General features: G+C 67.2%; 23 protein-coding genes and 1 pseudogene. 11 read left to right on the top strand and 13 right to left on the bottom strand.

Going from position 1 to position 20,425, the window contains the following annotated elements; all coding sequences use genetic code 11:
• The first annotated feature begins 47 nt into the window (after positions 1 to 47).
• A complete protein-coding gene (locus tag NM962_18055) occupies positions 48 to 1,085 on the top strand; it encodes an alpha/beta hydrolase (GenBank protein UVO11810.1) in 1,038 nt (345 codons plus the stop codon).
• Here the strand turns inward: NM962_18055 and NM962_18050 are convergent.
• Positions 1,082 to 1,684 carry a TetR/AcrR family transcriptional regulator gene (locus NM962_18050; protein ID UVO11809.1) on the bottom strand — a complete coding sequence of 201 codons (603 nt, stop codon included), beginning with the start codon at positions 1,682 to 1,684 and terminating at the stop codon, positions 1,082 to 1,084. The two genes, NM962_18055 and NM962_18050, sit on opposite strands and share 4 nt — an antisense overlap.
• 3 nt (positions 1,685 to 1,687) lie before the next feature.
• Positions 1,688 to 3,490: an amidohydrolase family protein gene (locus tag NM962_18045; GenBank protein UVO14814.1), complete on the bottom strand. Its 1,803-nt coding sequence runs from the start codon at positions 3,488 to 3,490 to the stop codon at positions 1,688 to 1,690.
• A gap of 128 nt (positions 3,491 to 3,618) precedes the next feature.
• On the opposite strand from NM962_18045, the gene NM962_18040 reads away from it, so the two are divergent.
• Positions 3,619 to 4,017, top strand: coding sequence for a 13E12 repeat family protein (locus tag NM962_18040; protein UVO11808.1), 399 nt, complete (start codon positions 3,619 to 3,621; stop codon positions 4,015 to 4,017).
• Between the two features lie 57 nt (positions 4,018 to 4,074).
• Here NM962_18040 and NM962_18035 read toward each other — a convergent pair.
• Positions 4,075 to 4,764 (bottom strand): annotated as a pseudogene (locus NM962_18035) (thioesterase family protein).
• A gap of 88 nt (positions 4,765 to 4,852) precedes the next feature.
• Between NM962_18035 and NM962_18030 the strand changes: the two are divergent.
• Together NM962_18030 and NM962_18025 are read left to right on the top strand one after the other, a co-directional pair.
• On the top strand, positions 4,853 to 5,722 hold the full coding sequence (locus tag NM962_18030) for an SMP-30/gluconolactonase/LRE family protein (GenBank protein UVO14813.1): 870 nt from the start codon (positions 4,853 to 4,855) through the stop codon (positions 5,720 to 5,722).
• Positions 5,723 to 5,732: 10 nt separating this feature from the next.
• The gene (locus NM962_18025; GenBank protein ID UVO11807.1) at positions 5,733 to 6,539 is read left to right on the top strand and encodes a thioesterase family protein; all 807 of its coding nucleotides are present in this window, start codon (positions 5,733 to 5,735) and stop codon (positions 6,537 to 6,539) included.
• Here NM962_18025 and NM962_18020 read toward each other — a convergent pair.
• On the bottom strand, positions 6,536 to 7,189 hold the full coding sequence (locus NM962_18020; GenBank protein UVO11806.1) for an SDR family NAD(P)-dependent oxidoreductase: 654 nt from the start codon (positions 7,187 to 7,189) through the stop codon (positions 6,536 to 6,538). The two genes, NM962_18025 and NM962_18020, sit on opposite strands and share 4 nt — an antisense overlap.
• A gap of 105 nt (positions 7,190 to 7,294) precedes the next feature.
• On the opposite strand from NM962_18020, the gene NM962_18015 reads away from it, so the two are divergent.
• Positions 7,295 to 7,828: a TetR/AcrR family transcriptional regulator gene (locus NM962_18015; protein ID UVO11805.1), complete on the top strand. Its 534-nt coding sequence runs from the start codon at positions 7,295 to 7,297 to the stop codon at positions 7,826 to 7,828.
• A 60-nt stretch (positions 7,829 to 7,888) separates the two neighbouring features.
• Here the strand turns inward: NM962_18015 and NM962_18010 are convergent, their stop codons facing one another.
• On the bottom strand, positions 7,889 to 9,253 hold the full coding sequence (locus tag NM962_18010) for an FAD-binding oxidoreductase (protein ID UVO14812.1): 1,365 nt from the start codon (positions 9,251 to 9,253) through the stop codon (positions 7,889 to 7,891).
• A 48-nt stretch (positions 9,254 to 9,301) separates the two neighbouring features.
• Between NM962_18010 and NM962_18005 the strand changes: the two genes are divergently transcribed.
• Together NM962_18005 and NM962_18000 are read left to right on the top strand one after the other, a co-directional pair.
• Complete coding sequence (locus NM962_18005; GenBank protein ID UVO11804.1) at positions 9,302 to 10,201, top strand: alpha/beta fold hydrolase; 900 nt, start codon at positions 9,302 to 9,304, stop codon at positions 10,199 to 10,201.
• Positions 10,202 to 10,258: 57 nt separating this feature from the next.
• A complete protein-coding gene (locus NM962_18000; GenBank protein ID UVO11803.1) occupies positions 10,259 to 11,761 on the top strand; it encodes an HNH endonuclease in 1,503 nt (500 codons plus the stop codon).
• Positions 11,762 to 11,776: 15 nt separating this feature from the next.
• Here NM962_18000 and NM962_17995 read toward each other — a convergent pair whose 3' ends face one another.
• Positions 11,777 to 12,424 (bottom strand): TetR/AcrR family transcriptional regulator, encoded by a 648-nt coding sequence (locus NM962_17995; GenBank protein ID UVO11802.1) that lies wholly within the window; start codon positions 12,422 to 12,424, stop codon positions 11,777 to 11,779.
• A gap of 134 nt (positions 12,425 to 12,558) precedes the next feature.
• Between NM962_17995 and NM962_17990 the strand changes: the two genes are divergently transcribed.
• Positions 12,559 to 12,702 carry a hypothetical protein gene (locus NM962_17990; GenBank protein UVO11801.1) on the top strand — a complete coding sequence of 48 codons (144 nt, stop codon included), beginning with the start codon at positions 12,559 to 12,561 and terminating at the stop codon, positions 12,700 to 12,702.
• A gap of 82 nt (positions 12,703 to 12,784) precedes the next feature.
• The gene (locus tag NM962_17985) at positions 12,785 to 13,621 is read left to right on the top strand and encodes a tyrosine-protein phosphatase (protein ID UVO11800.1); all 837 of its coding nucleotides are present in this window, start codon (positions 12,785 to 12,787) and stop codon (positions 13,619 to 13,621) included.
• 34 nt (positions 13,622 to 13,655) lie between these two features.
• On the opposite strand, the gene NM962_17980 is transcribed toward NM962_17985, so the two are convergent.
• From NM962_17980 to NM962_17970, 3 genes are all read right to left on the bottom strand, one after another.
• Positions 13,656 to 14,516 (bottom strand): SDR family oxidoreductase, encoded by an 861-nt coding sequence (locus tag NM962_17980; protein UVO11799.1) that lies wholly within the window; start codon positions 14,514 to 14,516, stop codon positions 13,656 to 13,658.
• Positions 14,517 to 14,642: 126 nt separating this feature from the next.
• A complete protein-coding gene (locus tag NM962_17975; GenBank protein UVO11798.1) occupies positions 14,643 to 15,581 on the bottom strand; it encodes a class I SAM-dependent methyltransferase in 939 nt (312 codons plus the stop codon).
• A gap of 66 nt (positions 15,582 to 15,647) precedes the next feature.
• Entirely contained in the window at positions 15,648 to 16,244 is a 597-nt protein-coding gene (locus NM962_17970; GenBank protein ID UVO11797.1) for a TetR/AcrR family transcriptional regulator, read from the bottom strand.
• Positions 16,245 to 16,413: 169 nt separating this feature from the next.
• Between NM962_17970 and NM962_17965 the strand changes: the two genes are divergently transcribed.
• The gene (locus tag NM962_17965; protein UVO11796.1) at positions 16,414 to 17,004 is read left to right on the top strand and encodes a TetR/AcrR family transcriptional regulator; all 591 of its coding nucleotides are present in this window, start codon (positions 16,414 to 16,416) and stop codon (positions 17,002 to 17,004) included.
• On the opposite strand, the gene NM962_17960 is transcribed toward NM962_17965, so the two are convergent.
• Complete coding sequence (locus tag NM962_17960; protein UVO11795.1) at positions 16,991 to 17,782, bottom strand: DNA-3-methyladenine glycosylase 2 family protein; 792 nt, start codon at positions 17,780 to 17,782, stop codon at positions 16,991 to 16,993. The two genes, NM962_17965 and NM962_17960, sit on opposite strands and share 14 nt — an antisense overlap.
• A 199-nt stretch (positions 17,783 to 17,981) precedes the next feature.
• On the opposite strand from NM962_17960, the gene NM962_17955 reads away from it, so the two are divergent.
• Positions 17,982 to 18,371 (top strand): nuclear transport factor 2 family protein, encoded by a 390-nt coding sequence (locus NM962_17955; GenBank protein UVO11794.1) that lies wholly within the window; start codon positions 17,982 to 17,984, stop codon positions 18,369 to 18,371.
• A 15-nt stretch (positions 18,372 to 18,386) separates the two neighbouring features.
• Here the strand turns inward: NM962_17955 and NM962_17950 are convergent, their stop codons facing one another.
• From NM962_17950 to NM962_17940, 3 genes are read right to left on the bottom strand one after another with little or no spacing between them, the layout of a single operon-like run.
• A complete protein-coding gene (locus NM962_17950) occupies positions 18,387 to 18,782 on the bottom strand; it encodes a DUF427 domain-containing protein (protein ID UVO11793.1) in 396 nt (131 codons plus the stop codon).
• Positions 18,779 to 19,789 (bottom strand): NAD-dependent epimerase/dehydratase family protein, encoded by a 1,011-nt coding sequence (locus NM962_17945; GenBank protein UVO11792.1) that lies wholly within the window; start codon positions 19,787 to 19,789, stop codon positions 18,779 to 18,781. Before NM962_17945 ends, NM962_17950 begins: the two co-directional genes overlap by 4 nt.
• Positions 19,786 to 20,292 (bottom strand): nuclear transport factor 2 family protein, encoded by a 507-nt coding sequence (locus NM962_17940; GenBank protein ID UVO11791.1) that lies wholly within the window; start codon positions 20,290 to 20,292, stop codon positions 19,786 to 19,788. Before NM962_17940 ends, NM962_17945 begins: the two co-directional genes overlap by 4 nt.
• Positions 20,293 to 20,425 lie beyond the last annotated feature (133 nt).

Here is a 20,425-nt window from a genome sequence, read left to right as displayed (position 1 = left end):
GCGTCCTGCGTTTATCCGACCACCCAATACCCGATACCCTGGGTACCGTGAACTTTCCGGAATGGCGTGAACGACCGGCTCAGACGTATTTCGGCCCGGCGTCCTGGCAGGCCCGAGTGCTGGCTATGGCAGCGGCGATCTTTTTGCGCACTTCGATCGCAGTGCTGACGTTGGTCGGCATGGTCGTCAACCGGTTCTGGCCCGCCGGGTTGCAGCGGGCACGCTTGGACCTCATCGACCAACCGATGCGCTACATCCGGGCACTGCCGGGCACCGAGGTGACACCGGAGCGGTTGACCGACTGTCCGGCGGAGTGGGTGGTGGCACCGGCGGCTCGCGACTCCGATCGAGTGATCGTCTACTTCCACGGTTCGGCCCTGGTGACGCTGGGCCTCAATTCCCACCGCCGCTTTGCCAGCAAGCTCTCGCACGCCACCGGCGCCAAGGTTTTCAATGTCGGTTACCGCCTGGCACCGTTGGCCGGTATCGACGAGGCCGTCGCCGACGGTCTGTGCGCCTACCGTCGCGTACTGGACGCGGGGTTCACCGCGGATCACATTGTGGTGGCGGGCGATTCGGCCGGCGGGCTGATGGCGGTGAACACCGCCTTGGCCGCACGCGATGCCGGGCTGCCGGCGCCGGCAGGCCAAGTGTTGATGTCGCCGCTGACGTCGTCGGACATGGAGATCAAACGTGAGGCCGCGCGCACCCACCGCGACCCGTTCTTCCCGTTCATGGCCTTCATGTTCATCTATCGGGTGTTCGCCACCGTGAACGGCACCCGTGAGCTTCCGGTGATGCCGCCGGAGGCAGAGCTGCGCGGGCTCGGACCGTTCCTGCTACAGGTCGGCAACAACGAGATGCTGCGCAACGACACCTTCGTGCTGGCCGACAAACTGACCGCCGTGGGCGTGCCGAACTGGGTTCAGGTCTGGGACCGTGCGTTGCACATGTTCCAGCTCACCTTCGACTTCAACCCCGACGCCCGCCGAGCCGTCGTCGAGATCGCCGACTTCATCGACTACGCGACGGCGACCGCACCGAGCGATACCGGCTCCGCGCCCGTCAGCGGCGAGATCGCCTAAGACGTCCGGCGCTGCGACCAGTCCTCAAACAGCTTCAGCAGCAATGGAATGCGATTGGCCTCGATCTCGGGCTGCGGCAGCACGGTCCGTACGATCGCGGCGCCGTCGAAGGTGTTGGTGAGCAGCGCAACCACGTTGGGGAGCATCTCCTCGGGAAATGCGTCGGCGCCCGGAAACCCAAGGGCGGTGTCGTGGATCTTCGCACCGTATTCGTCCAGTACCTCCGACAGTGTGGACCGCAGCTTCTCGTCGGTGCGTGCGGCGATCAGCAACTCGTAGACCACCGCGTTATTGGAGTTCGCCGTCAGATCACGCAGCAAAGTCAATACCGCCTCCAGCGCCGAGCCGTCGGCCGGGATCTCCGCCACTTGTTTGCCGATTAGCTCCAGCTGACGGCGCAGCACCTCGCGGGCAGTCGCCGCCATGAAATCACCCATGGTGCCGAAGTGGCGGAACAACGCCCCGTCAGATACCCCGGCCCGCCCGGCGATCACCTTGGCCGAGGCCCGCGCGTACCCGATCTCGACAATGGTGGCGATGCTGGCGTCGAGCAGGCGCGCGACGGTGGTCTCACGGCGCTCCTGCTGGGTTCTGGCCATGAGCTAGACCGATTGCAGCTCACGGGTTCCGGCGCGCAGGAACCGGCCGGAGCGCACCGTGGTGCCGTAACCGTCGCAGAACTGCCCGTTGCGGAACACCACGGTGCCACCCACTCCGGTCGCGACCACCGCGTCGTCGTTGCGGTTGACCATCCGGCTCAGGTCGCCGTAGAACGGCACCTTCTCCTCGTGGTAGCCGTCGACGGCATCGGTCAGACCGGCCGGGTCGATCACCACGAAGTCCGCGCGGTCGCCCTTGCTCAGCGTTCCGGCGTCGAACCCGAACCAGTCGGCGACCTCGGAGGTCAGCCGGTACACCGCCCGCTGGACGCTCATGAACGGCCGCCCGGCCGCCTCGGCGTCGCGGACGCGCTTGAGCAGGCGCAGCGAGAAGTTGTAGAAGGCCATGTTGCGCAGGTGCGCTCCGGCGTCGGAGAACCCCATGTGGATCACCGGCTCGTTGGCCAACTTGTCCAGCTGCTTGGGCCGGTGGTTAGCGACGATCGTGGTCCAGCGGACATTGCGTTCGCCGTTGTCCACCAACACATCGAGGAACGCATCCAACGGGTGCAGCCCACGCTCCTCGGCGATCTGCCCGAAGCTCTTGCCGACCAGGCTGGCGTCCGGGCATTCGACGATCACCGCGTCGTGGAAGTCGCGGTGCCACAACGACGGACCCAGCTTCTTGCGGTCGAAGGCCTTGCGGAACTTGCGGCGGTACTCGGTGTCGGCCAGCAGCGCGTTGCGCTCCAACTGGTCGCGCAGGTGCAGCGCGGCGGTTCCCGCGCCGAATTCCTCGAACACCGGCAGATCGATTCCGTCGGAATACAATTCGAACGGCACCGGCAGGTGCTGGAACCGCACGCTGGAGCCCAGCAGGGCGTTGAGCAGCCGAGCGCCGGGACCGAAGACCCGGACCGCGCCCGGCGCCGACTTGGCGTCCGCGGAGACCAGCAGGCTCATCCGCACCCCACGCCGCCGGCCGAACATTCCACTGCTCGTCAGGAAGAAATTCAACGCCGTCAACGGGTTCCGGACGTCGGGCGCGCTCTGCAACATCCGACCGCGCTTGCGCAGCACCTTGATCAACCGACGGCGCTCACGCCAGGTGGCGAATGTGGACGGCAGCGCCCGGGACCGGAACCGGTCGCCGTCGAGCTTGTCGATGGGTGCGTCCATCCCGGACATGCCCAACAGCCCGGCGTCGAGCCCCGCATCGAGCAGGGCGGCCATCTTCTCCAACTCGGCATCGGTCGGGACGACGCCGTCGGTGGTAGCGCGGTCCAAGCCGAGTACCGCGGTCCGCAGGTCCGAGTGGCCGAGCATGGAGCTGATGTTGGGCCCGAGCGGCAACGCCTCGAGGGCGCGCACGTACTCGGCGGGCGTGGACCAGGTCTTCTTGGACTGCAGCGCGTCCAGCACGAACTTGCGCGGGACCGCCTCAACCCGGCTGAACAGATCAGCGGCGTCCTCGGACTCGGCGTACACCGTCGACAGCGAGCAGTTGCCCAGCAGCACCGTGGTGACGCCGTGGCGCACCGATTCCCGCAGACCGGGGTCCAGCAGCACCTCGGCGTCGTAGTGGGTGTGCACATCGACGAAGCCCGGGACCACCCACTTGCCGGCCGCATCGATCACGTCCGGGCAGCCGGTCTCATCCAGCTCCCCCGCGACGATGTCGGCGACCACCCCGTCGCGGACGCCCAGGGTGCGGACCTGCGGGACGTTGCCCAGGCCGTCGAACCACAGTCCGTTGCGGATGATCAGGTCATAGCCCACGACATCTCCCCACTTCGAAGTTGAAATAGATAGTGAGCGCCTGCAATCTTTTTGTCAAGGGGTCGACTTAGGGCAGTTATCCCCAGTTCGGGCTTGATCCACAGATTCACGTTCTGCCTGCGCCAATGCCGGGACGGGCGCAATAGGATTAGCACATGCGTTCGAATAGCCGGGAAGCGATCGTGGAGGTGTTCGACGCGCTGTCGGCGGATCTGGATCGGGCGCTGGATCTGGACTTCGATGCACTGACACCGCGGGAATGCCTAGCCCTGCTGCGGCGCTGCGAACTGCTACGGCGCCGGCTCCCGGCGGTAGAACACCCTCTGGTTCACCAGATCGCCGCCACCGACCCCGCCGAGTTGGGCGGCAAACCCCGTTGGGTGCTGGCCGACGAGTTGCATCTGACCCGCGGAGAGGCCGGGCGGCGTCTGGCGGAGGCCGCCGAACTGGGTGACCGCCGCACCCTCACCGGCGAAGCGTTGGAACCGGTACTGCCGACGGTCGGAGACACCCCGACAGAACAGGAGGACACCCCCGCGGCACTGACCGCCTGAACCACCAACTCGAAGAATCACACGACGACGTCGTACACCACGCCCGTGGACTTGACCCATGGGAGCGGTGGACACCGTCAGGTGCGACTGACTGGTGCCGATCCCGGCGTGTGCGCGCATCGTTGTCGAGATGCCCAAATGTCCGGTGAAGTAAGCGATCAGCGCTTTGGCGAGGTCGTCGCGGGCGGGAATGGGCTCATAGTGCAGCCAGGCATAGAGTTCCGGCGGGCCCACCTCGTCGGGGCTGTTGACGTCGACGACGTCGACGAGGCGCACTTCACGTCCGGTCATCGGCATGACACAGGGGTTGGCCTGCGCGGGGCCGGCTACATCGGGCCGCGGCAGGTGGTGGGTGATCACGTCGGCCGACGGGACATCGGCCAGCACGGTGATGGTCGCGCAGCGCTTCTGGTTCTGCAGCACCGAGATCACTGCGGTGGCCGTTGAACGACCCTCGTTGACCACGTCGATCACGTATTCCGCCGCCGGTCCCACCAGCAGAGCCCGGGCGAATACCGCGTGCACCGATCGGACGGACTTGTCGCCGAAGCGTTTCGCCGCCGCGACGATGGCCTGCGCCAGCAGCTGGGTGCCTTCCACGACTTGGCGCTCGTCGTCGCCGGCCAGGCCGGTCGCACCGGTGAACCGGTCCGGGCCGTCCTCCGTCACCTCGAATAGGTCCAGCAGGCCGCTCACCGACCATTTCGTCGCGGGGGAAGTCTCGGTGGTCCCGGTTGCTTCAGACATTCCGCGAGCGTGACATTTGAGCCGGATTTTGTAAAGTAGGCTCTGGCCGCACCCGCGGCCGCCGGACAGGAGGGCGACAGTGTTGGGCATCGCCGAAACGAGTTCACAGCAGGACAACCCGGGCTCCACGTCGCCCCCCGCACCGCTGGCCGGCGGCTTCTGCTTCGGGGAGGGCCCGCGCTGGTTCGAGGGGCTGCTGTGGTTCTCGGACATGCTCGGCGAGGCGATCCACACCGTGAACCTGCGCGGCTCGATGACCACCGTGCCACTGCCGGGACACACCCCCAGCGGGCTGGGGTTTCGGCCGGACGGATCGCTGCTGATCGCCTCGGCCTCCGACCGCCAGGTGCTCTGCTACGACGGTGACACTGTGACCACGCTGGTCGACCTGAGCGACCAGGTGCCCGCCGACCTCGGCGACATGGTGGTGGACGCGGCCGGCCGCGCCTACATCGGGTCGCAGGCCTACTCCGGCGGCGTGGTGGTGCGCGTCGATCCGGACGCCCCAAAAGGCAAAGTCCACCTCGTGGCCGAGGATCTCGACTTTCCCAACGGAATGGCGATCACCCCGGACGGCGGCACGCTGATCGTCGCCGAGTCGATGGGCCGCCGGCTCACCCAGTTCACCATCGACGCCGACGGCGGACTGCGTGACCGCCGGGTGTTCGCCGACGGGCTGGACGGACCACCGGACGGTATTGCGCTGGACGCCGCCGGCGGGGTCTGGACGGCGATGACCCTGGCCAATCAGTTCGAGCGCATCACCCAGGGCGGTGTGGTGACAGACCGGATCGCAACCGGCGAGCGGGCCGCGATCGCATGCGCGCTGGGCGGGCCGAAGCGCCGCACGCTGTTCCTGCTGTCCAGTTCCACCGCCTACCCGAAGCACCTGATCGGCACCCGCAACTCGCGCCTGGACACGGTGACTGTGGAGATTCCCGGCGCCGGACTGCCCTGAAAGGGATTCGATGACCGACGCCTACTACGAGTTGCTGGATGCCGCCGATCCGCGGGGAGAGAAGTTCGGAGCCACCGATCTGGTGCGCGGCACGTGGTCGGCCCAGATCCAGCACGCCGCACCGGTTTCGGCCCTGCTGGTGCGGGCACTGGAGCGCGTGGCGCCGCGCGACGATACCCGACTCAGCCGGGTCAGCATCGACTTGTTGGGGCCGGTGCCGGCCGAAGGCGCGCTGTGGGTGCGCGGCCAGGTCGACCGGGCTGGCAAGCAGATCGAATTGGTCAGCGCCGAGATGCTGGCGCCCGGCCCCGACCAGCTGCCGCGACCCGTCGCCCGTGCGTCCGGCTGGCGGTTGCAGACCTTGGACACCGGCGACCTGCAGCACGCCTCGGCCCCGCCGCTGCGGCCGGTCAGTGAGGCACAAAGCAACAACATGCAGCAGAACTGGGACCGCAACTACGTGCACAGTCTGGACTGGCGGTGGTTGACCACGCCGTTGGCCCCGGGCGCCGGCGAATCCTGGATCTCACCGATCGTGGACCTGGTCAAGGGGGAATCCATGACCCCGCTGCAACGGCTGTTCGCTGTGGCCGACGACGCCAACGGGGTCGGCACCAAGCTCGACATCAGGAAGTGGACGTTCCTCAACACCGACCTGGTGGTGCACGTGCACCGGATTCCCGACGGCGAGTGGATCGGCATCCGGGCCGAGACCAACTACGGCCCCGACGGCATAGGGACGACTATCGGCACCCTGTTCGATCAGCAGGGCGCGGTGGCGGGCATTCAACAGTCCGTCCTGGTGCGCCCCCGTTAGCGGGCCGCTCCCGCGCCGGGCAGCATTTCGACGAGACGCAGCCGCGACTCGGTGGCCATCCCAGCGAGCAGGCGGCCGGCCTCAGCGGTACGCGCGAAGGCACCCGCCTGGGCCGACCGGACCACCGATGCCCGTACCCCGGTGCCGACGAACTCCGCGTCCAAGGCCGCCAGCCAAGCGTCAACCTTGCGCTGGGCGGCGGCGCAGCTCACCCCGGCCAACTCGGGGCCGACCAGCACGACGTCCCCGCTGCCTCGGGCGATCATGGCCGGAATCACCCGGGTGGCAAGAATTTGCGCCCCCACTCCGGCGCTGTCCGGGCCCTCGCCCGCCCGTCCGGCGAGACCGACATCGGTGATGAGCACGTCCGCGGTGCCGATGAGGTAGTGCGCGGCGGCGAGGAATTGGTTGATCGAACGCGGCTCTGCGAGATCGAGGTAGGCGGCGAACGCGCTGCCGCCGCGGTCTCGAAGCTGCGCCGCGAACCGTTCGAACTCCTCGATTCGCCGACCGCCGAGCAGCACCAGGTGTCCTTGAGCGGCCAACTGAGCCGCGGCCACCTGGGCAATCCCGGCTGCTTCGATGACGATCATCACGGCTCGCGGCGGATGCGTGCGTTCCTCGCACGTGACTTGCGGCGCTTCGATCACAATAATTGCCCTACGGCCCGATCCGGGAGGCCCGCGACGGTGAGGAACGATGTCCAGGCACCGAACCAGCGTGACACTATCGCTATTTTTTGTAAAGTCTCCGCTATGACCCGCAGCACGGTGGACGGCCCCGACAGCTCGACCCGGCAGCGGATCCTCGCGGCCACCGCCGAGGTGCTCGGGCGCAATGGGATGACGAAGCTCAGCCTGTCCGAGGTGGCCTCCCAGGCCGGGGTCTCCCGTCCGACACTGTATCGATGGTTCCCGTCGAAGGAAGAGCTGATCTCAGCATTCTCCCGCTACGAGCGGCACATCTTCGACAGCGGCATCGCCCGCGCCACCGAAGGACTAAAGGGGACCGAAAAGCTCGACGCCGCACTGCGTTTCATCGTTGACTACCAGCACTCGTACACGGGTGTACGAATGATCGACATCGAGCCCAAGCACGTACTCGCCGACTTCTCCCGCATCATCGTGCCGATGCGCGAGGGCCTGCAGCGGATGCTGACCGGTCCGGACGCCCCGGTGAAAGCGGCCGCCGCGATCCGGATCGCCATCTCGCACTACATCATTCGCAGCGACGACTCCGAGCAGTTCCTCGCCCAGCTGCGTCAGGCCGTCGGCATCAAGCACCGCTAGCGGCGATCGCAAGCTCGGCGGAGCCTGCGGAGCCGGGCGCGGCGGGTCGTCGCCATCGGCTCAGTCGAAGAGCACCGCGGCATTGAGGTAGCCGGTCGGATCGAACGCGGCCTTGATCGTCCGCATCGCGGCGATGTCGTCCGGCCCGCGCGACATCGCCAGATAGGCCCGCTTGCGGCTGCCCACCCCGTGTTCGGAGCTGACGTTGCCGCCGCAGTCGGCGATGAGCGTCATCATCGCCGCGTAAAGGCCCGCCTCGGCCGATGCCGAGCAACGCAGCACATTGAAGTGCAGGTTGCCCTCACCGATGTGGCCGAACAGCACCGGGATCGCCTCCGGTGCATGCTCTCGCACCACCGTGCTCGCCGCCGCGGCGAATCCGGCAACCGCCGCCAAGGGCAGCGACACGTCGAACTTCAACGGCGGCCCGAAGGCACCCAAAACGTCGGCGATCGCCTCGCGAGCCCGCCACAGCCGCTGTTGGGTCGCAAGGTCAACACCCACCGCCGGCTCGTCGCAGAACCGCACCTGCGCCAGCAGGTCGGCGAGGCGGTCGGTCTGGCCGGTGTCGCCGGTCAGTTCCACCAGCAGCAGCCAGTCACCGCGCACCGGGGCGACAATCCCGAGTCGCTCGCCGGTCAGTGCGGCGACCCGGGCGTCGATCAACTCCAGGGTCGCGATGCCGTCGAGGTCGCGAAAGATTCGCGCCGCATCGACCAGATCCTGCAGCTCCGCGAAGCCGCAGACTGCCGTGACCCGGTGGACCGGGAGGGGATGCAGTCTCAGATCCAGCCCGGTGATGACGCCCAAGGTTCCTTCGGCGCCGACGAACAATGCCGGCAGGTCGTAGCCGGTGTTGTCCGAGCGCACCGCGCTGTGTCGGTGTAGCAGTGCGCCATCGGGCAGTGCCACCTGCAGGCCGAGTACCTGCTCGCCCATGTTGCCGTAGTGCACGGTATACAGCCCGCCGGCATTGGTGGAGGCCATGCCGCCGACTGTGGCGGTATCCCGGGCGGTGAGGTCTACACCGAAGATCAGCCCGGCATCGGTCGCCGCCCGCTGCACCGCCGCGAGCGTGGCGCCGGCCCCCACACTCACCCGTCGTTCTACGACGTCGACCTCACCGACGGTGTTCAGCCGCTCGGTGGACAGCAGCACGTCGTCGTGCTCGGGGACGGTGCCGGCCACCAGTGACGTGCGCCCGCCCTGAACGGTGACGTGTGCGCCGGCGTCACGGCAGAGCCGCAGCACCGCGGCGACTTCCTCGGGCGATCCGGGACGCACCAACGCACTCGCCCGGCCCCGGTAACGACCGGTGTAGTCAACGCTCCGGCCGGCCAGCACGTCGGGATCGTCGGTGACATAGGCGGGGCCCACCACTTCCGCCACGCTCTGCAAAAGGCTCCGAAACTGGCTTTGAGTCACCGCCCCGGTCACGAAGCCGGTTTACCACACCCGGGGCTACCTTTAAGCATGGCTACCCGCGAAGACGTCTCGTTTCGGTCGGGCGCGGACCGCATCAGCGCCTGGTTGTACCGCCCCGCCGACCCCGGCTCTAGCGGCGCGCCGTTGCTGGTCATGGCGCACGGCCTGGGCGCGGTACGCACCATGCGGCTCGACGCCTATGCCGAGCGGTTCGCCGCGGCCGGCTACGCCTGCCTGGTGTTCGACTACCGCAACTTCGGCGACAGCGACGGCGCTCCCCGCCAGGTGCTCGATGTGGGCAGGCAGCTGGCGGACTGGTCCGCCGCGGTGGACTTCGCGCACACCCTCGCCGGTATCGACCGCAACCGGATCGGCCTATGGGGCACGTCGTTCGGTGGCGGCCACGTGATCGCCACCGCGGCGCGACTACGGGTGGCGGCGGTGGTGGCGCAATGCCCGTTCACAGATGGGATCGCCTCTGCGCGCACGATTCCGCCGTTGACCATCGCGCGGATCAGCCTGCTGGCGTTGCGGGATCTGGCTGCGGCCCGGCTCGGCAATCGCCCGGTGATGGTGGCGACCGCCGGTCGTCCCGGAGAGGTTGCGCTGATGAGCACACCGGACTCCTACCCGGGTTACCTGAAGCTGGTGCCGCAGGGGCAGAACCTGCGCAACGAGGTTGCCGCGCGGATCGGGGTGAAGATCCTCGCCTACCGGCCGGGCCGGCTGGCCGCCAAAGTGTCGTGCCCGATTCTGTTCTGCGTCTGCGACACCGACTCGGTCGCCCCGCCGGAGCCGACCCTGCGCTATGCCGCGAAGGCGCCCCGCGGCACCGTCAAGAGATATCCCGAGGGCCACTTCGACATCTACGTCGGCGACGCCTTCGAGCGCGTTGTCGCGGATCAGCTGGAGTTCTTGGACCGCAACCTCAAGACCGTGGGAGCCTGAGCGCGCGGCGCCAACTTGTCAGCCAACTTGTCAGACCCCCACCCTAAAATCGAAAATATGTTCGAAACATCCTTGGCGGGTCCGGAGGCGCTGGCCGACGTCGACGACGACGCGCTGGTAGCGACGATCACCGGCTGGTCCCGGGTGGAGGCGGCCGCAGCCGCCCATCGACTGGCCGCGATCGGCGAGCTGGTCGCTCGCCGCATCAGCGGTGACGGGTTTGATCGTTCGCGCTGGGTGTGCGACAACTGGGACGGCGCGGCGGCCGAGTTGGCTGCGGCCGAACACATCAGCCACGGCATGGCGTCCTCGCAGATGTACCTGGCCAGCGCCCTGCGTGACCGGATCCCCCGGGTGGCCGCACTGTTCCTCTCCGGCCGGATCGGTGCCCGGCTGGCCTCGGCGATCGCCTGGCACACCACGTTGATCACCGACCCGGGCGTCCTGCTGCTCGTTGACACCGACCTGGCCGATCTGGCCACCTCGCTCGGCCCGCTCTCGGTCGCCAAAGCCGCAGCTGCCATTGACGCGCTGATCGAACGGCACGACCCGGCGGCCGTACGTCGGACACGGGACCGGGCTCGCGGGCGCGAGTTGGTCGTCGACACCAATCAAACCGAAGACGGCACCACCGCCGTGTGGGGCCGCCTGTTCGCGGTGGACGCTGCCGCCCTGGACCAGCGTCTGATGCAACTGGCCCATAGCGTCTGCGACGACGACCCTCGCACCCTGGCCCAGCGCCGCGCCGATGCGCTTGGTGCCTTGGCCGCCGGGGCCGAGTCGTTGGCCTGCGCATGCGGCAGCCCCGACTGCCCTGCCGCCGGGGAAGCCGACGCCCGATCTGCGGGCGTCGTCGTCTACGTCGTCGCCGAGTCCGCCGCCCTCGATGCCGCCCCCGACCCCCAACTGTCCGGCGAATTCGTCGGCAAGCCTGAGCCTGCGGCAACGAGACCTGCTCGCCCGCAGTGCCCGGCGCCGTCGGGGCGGATCATCGGCGGCGGGAAGGTACCGCCAGGCCTACTGGCCGAACTCATCGCCGGCGGTGCCGCCGTCAAGCCCCTCTCGCAACCGGCGGACTTGGCGGCCGAACCGGGCTACCGGCCGTCGGCAACGCTGGCGGCATTCATCCGCGCCCGCGACATGAGTTGCCGATTCCCCGGCTGCGACCGGCCGGCCACCGTCTGCGACATCGACCACGCTGTCCCCTTTCCCTGGGGACCGACTCACCCGTCAAATCTGCGGTGCCTTTGCCGAAAACACCACTTGCTCAAGACGTTTTGGACCGGTCGCGGTGGCTGGTGCGACCGCCAGCTACCGGACGGCAGCATCGACTGGCGCTCCCCCACCGGCCATGTCTACACCACGCGACCGGGCAGTAGCCTGTTGTTTCCCAGCCTGTGTCTGCCGACCACCGCGCCACCGGCCAACGCTCCCGCGTCATCGGCGGATCGCAACGTCATGATGCCCAGGCGCAAGAGCACTCGCATCCAAGATCGGCTCCGGTGCATCGAGGCCGAACGCGCCTACAACCTCGTCCAGCGCGATAGGCCTCCGCCTTAGTGCGACCCCGCGGTTCTACACACCCAGCGGTGACTCGACCCGGATCGTCTCGTCGCGGATCAGCCCCCGTAGCAGCGCCGTACTGAACTCCGCGGCGATCTCCTTGGCGCTACGCCGGCCGCTGGGCCGCAGCCAGCGGTAAGCCCCCAGCGTCATACCGATGTAGCCAAGCGCCAGCACGTGCGAGTCACACGGGTAGAACTCGCCGCTGGCGATACCGCGATCGATCAGGCCATGCACGTGCTCGTAGACCTGGGCTTCCTTCTCCCGGATCTCGGCCACCTGCTCCTCGGTGAACCACTCGGTGATGTAGGGCTGCTCCTGGAAGTAGACCGCCGCGCCCTCGGGGTTGACCGCGATCTGGTCGAGCAGACGCACGGTGTACTGGTACAACGCCTCACGCGCGGTCCACGACGGATCGTCGTGCACGGCCGCCAGTGTCCGTTCCGCGGCCTGCTGGTAGATGTCATAGAGGATCAACGACTTGCTGGCGTAGTAGTGGTAGACCGTCGCCTTGTTCAGCCCCACCACGTCAGCGACGTCGTCCATGCGGGTGCCGTGGTAGCCGCGGGCCGCGAACAACTTGGTAGCGACCGCGAGCAGCTCCTCGCGACGAGATGGGGTCTGGGACGATCCCCCCGGCGTAGCCTTGCCGTTTGCCATGTCCACTCACTCTTCGGCCAGGCCGGTGTCATCGGCGTGTCAATCAACTGGTTGGAAGGATTCTAGGCAGTCCGCTGTCGCAGCGTTGACGGGCCGACTAAACTGGTGGAAATCCAAGCTAAGGGGTTGACGACATGGGTCCTGGTTACGGTTACGATCCGAATCCGGATTACGAGCTGAGCGACGAGGCCGAGTTCTTCTTCAAGTACCTGACTTGGGGCATTCGTGGCGTTGAAAGCGGTGGCGGCTACCCCCCGCAGAACTACCCGCCGGTCTAAACGGCGACAACGAACCTGATTGACGGCCCCTGATCCGCCCGGATCGGGGGCCGTTTCACGTCTGATCGGCCAAGCCACCAGCATGGTGTCCTATCGTGGCCGGGTGACCTCCCAGCCGAATCTGCCCGGGGCGTGGAATTTTCGCGACGTCTCCGAGACCACCGGCGCGTTGCGCCCCGGCCGCCTGTTCCGGTCCAGCGAACTGAGTCGCCTCGAAGATCGGGGCCGCGAGGAACTGCTGCGACTCGGGGTGTCCGACGTAGCCGATCTGCGGTCACCGCGCGAAGTCACCCGCCGCGGACCGGGGCTGGTGCCCGCCGGTGTCGGCATCCACCTGCTGCCCTTCCCGGATCTGGCCGGCGACCAATCACCGGACAGCTCGGCTCCGCACGAGGACGCGTTCCGCAACATGATGGCCGAGAAGCCCGACGAGGATTCCGCCGCCGACGTCACCGCCCGCTACATGCTCGAGGAGTACGAGCGCTTCCCCACCCTCGCCGGGTCCCGCCGGGCGGTGCAGCGGGTGGTGTCACTGCTGGCAGAAGGCCGGCCGGTCCTGGCGCACTGCTTCGCCGGTAAGGACCGCACCGGATTCGTCGTCGCGGTGGTGTTGCGGGCGGCCGGGGTGGACCGCGACGCCGTCATCGAGGACTACCTGCGCAGCAACACTGCGGTACCGGTGCTGCGAGATCGGATCATGGAAATGATCCGGTCACGGCCCGAGTCCGAGATCACCCCCGAGGTGCTGACCTTCACCGAAGCACGGCTCTCCGACGAGGTGCTCGGTGTGCGCGCTGACTATCTGAATGCCGCTGAACGATCGATCGAGGAGAACTTCGGCTCGCTCGACGGGTTCCTGCGGGCCGCCGACGTCACCGACGCCGACGTCGACAGGCTGCGCGGCGCGCTGCTCGGCTGAAAGCAGCGCGCCGCGTCCCGAACCTGACCCGCTGTTACAGCGAGAAACTGGCCGACTTGGCCGCTGAAAGGTCCGCGATCGTCGACCACTGCGCCGCGATCTCGTCAACCGACGGCGGGTTCTCGAAGGTGGCGCCGGCGTTTTCGAACAGCGCGGTCCGCTGCACCTTGCCGCCGCCGGCGATGAACACCGAGCCGGTCTCGGCGACCTCTTCGGTGCACAGGTAGGCCACCACCGGTGCGACGTATTCGGGCTTGAGCTTGGCCAGCACCTCCGGCGGCAGGATGTCCTCGGTCATCCGGGTTGCCGCAATGGGGGCGATCGCGTTGGCCTTGATGTTGTACTTGGCACCCTCGATGGCCAGCGTGTTGATCATGCCGACCAGGCCGAGCTTGGCGGCGCCGTAGTTGGCCTGCCCGAAGTTGCCGAACAGTCCGCTGGTGGAGGTGGCGACGACCACGCGGCCGTAGCTCTGCTCGCGGAAGTGCGGCCACGCCGCGCGCACCACGTTGTATCCGCCGTAGAGGTGCACCTGCAGCACGGCGTCCCAGCTCTCCGACGTCATCTTGTGGAAGGTGCCGTCACGCAGGATGCCGGCGTTGCTGACTACGCCGTCGACCTTCCCGAACTCGTCGATCGCAGTCTTGATGATGTTGGCCGCGCCCTCGGCGTCGGCGACGCTGTCGTAGTTGGCGACGGCCCGGCCGCCGGCCTCTTTGATCTCAGCGACTACCTGGTCGGCCATGTTGTGCCCGGCACCGGTCCCGTCGCGGGCACCACCGAGATCGTTGACCACCACACAGGCCCCCTCGCGGGCCAAGGTCAGGGCGTATTCGCGGCCCAACCCACCACCGGCTCCGGTGACGACGACAACACGATCCTGCACTCCGGACATCAGTTTCCTTCCTCGATTCGATCGCCACGCTAGAACAGACCTAGAAAAGGCCTAGCGCCAACTTCCAGGCCTTCTCTGTATACGGGGGATGTATCGAGTCCGCTATGTCGGGTCGGGAATGTCGAGTCAGCCGCGCACTGCGGTGACGAACTCCGAGAACGCGTCGGCGTCGTCCGTCACCGACACGTCCACCCAGCGGTTCAGCCGGCGCATCTCCGCGGTCGAGGGCACAGAGGCGGCCCGCCAGCCGTGCTCGTCGAGCCATCCTCGCACCGACGCGCGGTCCTCGTCCTGGTAAATCAGATCCTGGATGTCCAGACTCTGCGTCAGGCCGACCGTCTCGGCAATCTTCTTGAATCGCTCCGCCATCTGCTGGCGCCGCTCGTCGGAGCGGTGGTTGCCCGCGGTCTCCGCCGCGATACGGCTCCCGGGGGCGCTGAGTTCGGTGATCTGCTCGAACAGCCGGTCCTGCCCCTCGGCGGGCAGGTACATCAACAGTCCCTCGGCCAGCCATGCGGTCGGGGCCGCGGGATCGAAGCCGGCGGCGGTCAACGCGGCCGGCCAGTCCTGCCGCAGGTCGATTGCCACCGCGCGGCGCTCGGCCGCCGGCGTCACGCTGTTCGCCGTCAGGGTCTGCTCTTTATAGGCCAGAACCTTCGGCTGGTCGATCTCATAGACGGTGGTGCCGACCGGCCAGTCCAGCCGGTAGGCGCGCGAGTCCAACCCGGACGCCAGGATCACCACCTGGCGGATGCCGGCGGCCACCGCGTCGGCGAAGAAGGCGTCGAAGAAGTGGGTGCGGACCGCCTGGTAGTTGCGCATGTGGTGATAGACGGCAGCGACCTCGGCGTCGATGGCCTCCACCTTGTCGACCAACGTGTCGTCGAGCAGCATCTCCCAGATCCCGGTACCGGCGCCGGCGACCAGGAGTTTGGCGTATGGGTCATTGATCAGCGGATCGGCGCTGGCCGTTTCGGATGCGCGCGCGGCGGCCACCATCACCGCCGTCGAGCCGACGCTGGTGGCGATATCCCAGGTGTCGTCGTGGGTACGGAGTGCGCTCATCGGTTTACCTCGCTTGGTCCCAGCCGGTGTTGCACGCGATACTACCGATGAAAGTTAGCCGGGCTATTAACTCCACCCGTCGGCTGGCTGACGCAACTGCCAGAGTTCCTGGGTCAACAGCGCCTGCAGTGTGGCGACCACCCCGGCCGCTGCCGCCTGATTGCCAACCAGTGAGACATAAAACGTGATACCCCACAACACGGCCAACAGCATCTCGGTCAGCTCACCCATACCCGAGGTCGAGACCAATTCTCCCCGGTTGATGGCTTCGGTGAGCGCCTCGGCCAGAAACGCCCGCGGGGCGCCCTGGATGTCGCCGACCAACGACTTCAACACCGGGTCGCGCTGGGCGTCCACCACCGCAGTGACGGCAAACGCCGCCACTGTGCGGTCCTCTTCGCCGAGTTGGGTGAAGCTCACGATGACCGAAGACAATTGCCCGACCAAGGTGGGCTCGGTGCTCGCGTGATCGACGGCGTGCGCGAACAGGGTCTCAGCCTGCGTCAGAACTGCCTGATAGAGCAGCTTCTTGCTTGGAAAATAGTGGTTGATCGCCGGGCGGGTCAGCTGTGCGCGCTCCGCTATCGCCTGGAACGTCGTTGCGTGGTAGCCCAATTCGCCGAAAACGCCGCTGGCGGCAGTAACGATGCGTTCCCTGGTCATGCCAGAGCGCGCCCCGCGGGGGCGCCCGACCCTGCGAAAAACCGCATCCCGCACTAAACAAGTGTGGCACGGCCTAGCGTACAACCCCAGAAAATTCCTCATTACGAAGATTCACTTAAGACTCAGCTGTGTTGTATGCCAACCGCGCCCAGCGAACTAAAGTCGACTTATGGGCGCGGTTCTCTCTCGACAGGCGTACTTCGAGACCGGTTTCGAAGTGCTGTCCGAATTAGGCTACGGCGGCCTCAAGCTCGCCGAAGTCTGCAACCGGCTCGGCGTAACGACGGGCTCGTTCTACCACTACTTCGCCAGCTGGCCGGTTTACACCCGTGATCTGGTTCAACACTGGCTGGATGAGCGCACCCTCCAGCACGTGGAGTTCGTACGCGCGATACCCGACCCGCGGCAGCGCCTCGACAGCCTGATTCAGATCGGCCTGACCCTGCCCCACGGGGCCGAAGCCGCCATCCGGTCCTGGAGCTCGGCGGACGCCCGGGTTTACGCGGTGCAGGCCGAAGTAGATCAGCAACGTTTCGACATCCTCTTCGAATCGGCGCAGGAAGTCCTCCACGACAAACGCCAGGCGCAACTGTTCGCAAACTGGGCGATCTATCTGCTGATCGGGTACGAGCAGGCTCTGCTGCCGCGCGACGCCGCCACGTTCGAGTGGATCGCCGCCCAATTGCTCGACGCGCTCGACTCCGGGAGGTTTGCCACGGCGTCCGACGACCCGCCCGGCAAGTCGTCTACAGCGAGCTGATCCGCTGCAGGGCCAGCCGCGGCCCCCGTCGTTTGCTGACTGCGAGCCCGCTGTCGATCAGCAACCGAACCACGCGGTGCCGGTGCGGCCGCATTGGCTCCATCAGTTCGACCATGGCTTCGTCGGTGAACACCTCGTCGAGCGGCAGGCCGAGCAGCGTGCGGCCGATCATCGTCGCAAGGTGATAGTCCCCGACCGATAAGGCGTCGGCATCACCGAATGCACGCTGCGCGGTTTCGGCCGCGGTCCACTCGCCGACGCCGGGCAGCGACGTCAGTGCGGCTCGGGCCTCCGCGGCCGGGCGGGCCACCAGCCGTTCCAGGGCGTCCGCGCGCCCCGCGCACCCGACGATGGTGCGCGCCCGCCCGCCATCGACGTTGGCCCGATGGAACTTCCAGGACGGGATGGTCCGCCAGGTTTGCGCCGACGGCGGCACCCGCATTCGTGATGGCGCCGGACCGGGAGCCGGTGAGCCGAACTCGGTGACCAGCAGCCGCCAGGCCCGGAAGGCATCGGCGCCCGGTACCCGCTGCTCGAGCACCGCCGGGATGAGTGCCTCGAGCACCCGGCCGGTGCGACCCAGCCGCAGGTGCGGCACGCGCCGGTAGGCAGCGATCACCGTCGGATCGGTCGGCGCGAAGTCGGCCGGGTCGTCGTGGACGCCCAACAAACCCGGTGCCCCGTCAAGAAACTCCGCGGCGCCGGCGCCCCAGGCCGCGCAATCCACCGCATCGGGCGCGACCTGGACGATGCACGCCGTCACCGGTCCGCTGGGCATCAGGCTGGTTCGCCAGATGGCGCCGTCTACAACCTGCAGGCATGGGTCGCCCGGGCCGCGGCGCAGTGGGCCCAGCGCCAGCGCCGGGCTGGCCGGGCCGGGGAAAGCAACGGTGCGACAAAGCGAATTACTGATGACGCGATCATAAGGATGGCTTGTCTTCGTTGACCGCTCCGCGCTGCCCGGTCACGATGGACAAATGGCCACCCCGTTCGACGATCCGCAGGCGGAATTGGCGTGGATGTTCCTGCAGGGCATCTGCGGCGACGACGACCTGGACGATATTTTTGCGCTGGTCAGCGATGACTTCACCTGGTGGAGCATCCTGACCCGCCAGGCCGTCGACAAGGACGAGTTGCGGCTGGAAGTCGAGCAGCGTCGACTCGGCTTACGGATCAACCTGGAGCTGGTCCGGTGCATCAACGAACACGAGACGGTGGTGATCGAAGCGCTGGGCGACTGTCACGCCGCCGACGGTTCGCACTATGACAGCCCGCTGGCGTACATCGTCGACACCCAAGACGGCCGGATCGTCTCGGTGCGCGAGTACACCGACACCCGGTTCGCCGGGCAACTGTTGGGGCTCTAGGGAAACACTGGCGCTTCAGGCTTCAGCGACGCTGATGTCGGCCTTGTCTGGGTAGAACGCGACGTGCCCGGCGATCGGCGCAACCGCCGGGAAAGGCTGCTCGTAGGTCCAGATCGCGTCGGCGATCGTCTGGCCGGCCACGGTGGTGACACTGTAGTAGGCGGCATCGCCCTTGAACGGACAATAGCTGGTGGTCTGGGTGCGGGTCAGCAGATCGGTCTTGACATCGGACAGTGGAATGTACTGCACCGCAGGGTGATTCGACTCCTGCAGGGTGAGCGCGTTGCCGCTGTCGGCGATGATCTCGCCACCAATCCGCACCGTGACCTGCCGCCCGGTCGGGGTCACGGTGATCGGGTACTCGTCACTCGGGATGTGTATCGGTCGTCTGCCTGAATGTCCGTGTGTCATGCCGGCGAACCTCGTTTCTTGGCGTTCCGCAGTTTCATCCAGAAACGCGCCGCTTCCCGAATCGATTCCTCAACCGGTCGTGGCTGCCAGCCGAGCTCGCGCACCGCCTTGCTGTGATCGACCGGAGCTTCGGCGCGCATCATCCGCACCGACTTCAGGCTCAGCTCGGCATCCTTACCGGTCAGGCTCGCCCGCAGGCTGCCGAGTGCGCCCAGCGCATACAGCGCCGGCACCGAGATCGAACGCGACGGCGCCGGCATACCCGCTTCGTCGGCCGCGATCTTGACCACGTCCTGCAGCGGGATCAACCGCTCGGAAATCAGGTAACGCTGGCCGTTGCGTCCACGGTCGGCGGCCAGGATCATCGCGCGGGCGGCGTCGTCGACCCCGACCACTTCCAGCTCGATCCCTTTCATCAGGAACGGCAGCTTCCCGAACGCTGCCCCGGCGATGAACGCTCCGTGCGGGGTCCGACCCCAGTCGCCGTCGCCGTAGGTGGTGGACACACACATCGCGACAGCGGGCAGGCCGGCTTCGGCGCTGCGCAGCACCAGCTCTTCGGCCTGCACCCGGGACTGGACATAGGGCGTCAGTCCGCGCGGGTTGATGATGTCGTCCTCGTTGGCGACGTGACCGCGACGCCGGCCCACGGTGGCGTAGCTGCTGGTGAACACGAATCGGCGCAGGTCGGCATCTTTGGCCACTGCCAGGACGTTGCGGGTGCCCTCGACGTTGGTGCGGAACAGCGGGCTCGGGTCCCGCAGCCACGCGCGGGTGTCCACGACGCAGTAGTAAACGTCGTCGCAGCCGGCCATCGCCTCGGCCAGGGTGGCCGAATCGAAGATGTCGCCGTGGAACCGCGTGACGTCGAGATGGTCGATGGCGATGGTGTTGGCGCTCGGGCGCACCATCACCCGTACGTCTTCTCCGGCGTCGACGAGCTGGCGGGTGACGTGCGATCCCAGGAACCCGTTGGCCCCGATGACAAGCTTGGGCTTGCGGCTCATACGTTTCCTCCGAATTGCTTCATCCAGGCGGCCGCTTCGTCGTCGAGGGTGCCGAGCTCCTGGGCTTTGCGGCACCATTTCATGCTCGCGGCGACGAAGCGCAGCGGGTTGTAGATGTCCTCCTGGCGGGACCACAGGCCGTCGCCGGCGTAGGTGACGATCGAGATGTTGGTGGCGCTGATGATGGTGCCGTCGCCCGGGTCGCGCATGGGGTTGTCCAGCTCGCAGATGATGCGCCCGCCGTCCTCGTCGATGACGGTCCACAGTGCCGGGAACTCGGTCATGTAGCTGCCCGGGAAGGTCGACATGGTCTTGCGGATCCAGCTGCGCACCTCGTCGCGCCCGTGCATGGTGCCCATCGCGTGTTCGACGTATTCGACGTCGGGGGTGTAGTGCGCCACCCAGGCATCCCAGTCCTGGGTCTCGGCGGCGCGAGCGACGGTCTGCTCGAACACATCAAATGCGGCCGCGAGTTCTGCGCGGCTGAACTGCGGTTTCGTCATGCCAAGAACTAGAACACGTTCTAGCGAGGTTGTCGAGGGTCCACGCTCAGAATCGAATCTGGGTTTATATTCACCGGCAGTGCTACGGTGACGCCGTCGGCCCACCGCGGGCCGTAAGGAGGTTCGGCAGCCA

This window comes from Mycobacterium sp. SVM_VP21 (genome assembly GCA_024758765.1).
GTDB lineage: Bacteria > Actinomycetota > Actinomycetes > Mycobacteriales > Mycobacteriaceae > Mycobacterium > Mycobacterium heraklionense_C.
The sequence above is the reverse complement of the archived record's forward strand: the minus strand, read 5'-3'. Positions and strand labels throughout refer to the sequence as shown.

Coding starts and splice junctions, on each gene's coding strand:
- NM962_18050 (UVO11809.1), bottom strand. CDS start 1,684: ATGGCCAGAACCCAGCAGGAGCGCCGTGAGACCACCGTCGCGCGCCTG.
- NM962_18040 (UVO11808.1), top strand. CDS start 3,619: ATGCGTTCGAATAGCCGGGAAGCGATCGTGGAGGTGTTCGACGCGCTG.
- NM962_18025 (UVO11807.1), top strand. CDS start 5,733: ATGACCGACGCCTACTACGAGTTGCTGGATGCCGCCGATCCGCGGGGA.
- NM962_18015 (UVO11805.1), top strand. CDS start 7,295: ATGACCCGCAGCACGGTGGACGGCCCCGACAGCTCGACCCGGCAGCGG.
- NM962_18005 (UVO11804.1), top strand. CDS start 9,302: ATGGCTACCCGCGAAGACGTCTCGTTTCGGTCGGGCGCGGACCGCATC.
- NM962_18000 (UVO11803.1), top strand. CDS start 10,259: ATGTTCGAAACATCCTTGGCGGGTCCGGAGGCGCTGGCCGACGTCGAC.
- NM962_17995 (UVO11802.1), bottom strand. CDS start 12,424: ATGGCAAACGGCAAGGCTACGCCGGGGGGATCGTCCCAGACCCCATCT.
- NM962_17990 (UVO11801.1), top strand. CDS start 12,559: ATGGGTCCTGGTTACGGTTACGATCCGAATCCGGATTACGAGCTGAGC.
- NM962_17985 (UVO11800.1), top strand. CDS start 12,785: ATGGTGTCCTATCGTGGCCGGGTGACCTCCCAGCCGAATCTGCCCGGG.
- NM962_17980 (UVO11799.1), bottom strand. CDS start 14,516: ATGTCCGGAGTGCAGGATCGTGTTGTCGTCGTCACCGGAGCCGGTGGT.
- NM962_17975 (UVO11798.1), bottom strand. CDS start 15,581: ATGAGCGCACTCCGTACCCACGACGACACCTGGGATATCGCCACCAGC.
- NM962_17970 (UVO11797.1), bottom strand. CDS start 16,244: ATGACCAGGGAACGCATCGTTACTGCCGCCAGCGGCGTTTTCGGCGAA.
- NM962_17965 (UVO11796.1), top strand. CDS start 16,414: ATGGGCGCGGTTCTCTCTCGACAGGCGTACTTCGAGACCGGTTTCGAA.
- NM962_17960 (UVO11795.1), bottom strand. CDS start 17,782: ATGCCCAGCGGACCGGTGACGGCGTGCATCGTCCAGGTCGCGCCCGAT.
- NM962_17955 (UVO11794.1), top strand. CDS start 17,982: ATGGCCACCCCGTTCGACGATCCGCAGGCGGAATTGGCGTGGATGTTC.
- NM962_17950 (UVO11793.1), bottom strand. CDS start 18,782: ATGACACACGGACATTCAGGCAGACGACCGATACACATCCCGAGTGAC.
- NM962_17945 (UVO11792.1), bottom strand. CDS start 19,789: ATGAGCCGCAAGCCCAAGCTTGTCATCGGGGCCAACGGGTTCCTGGGA.
- NM962_17940 (UVO11791.1), bottom strand. CDS start 20,292: ATGACGAAACCGCAGTTCAGCCGCGCAGAACTCGCGGCCGCATTTGAT.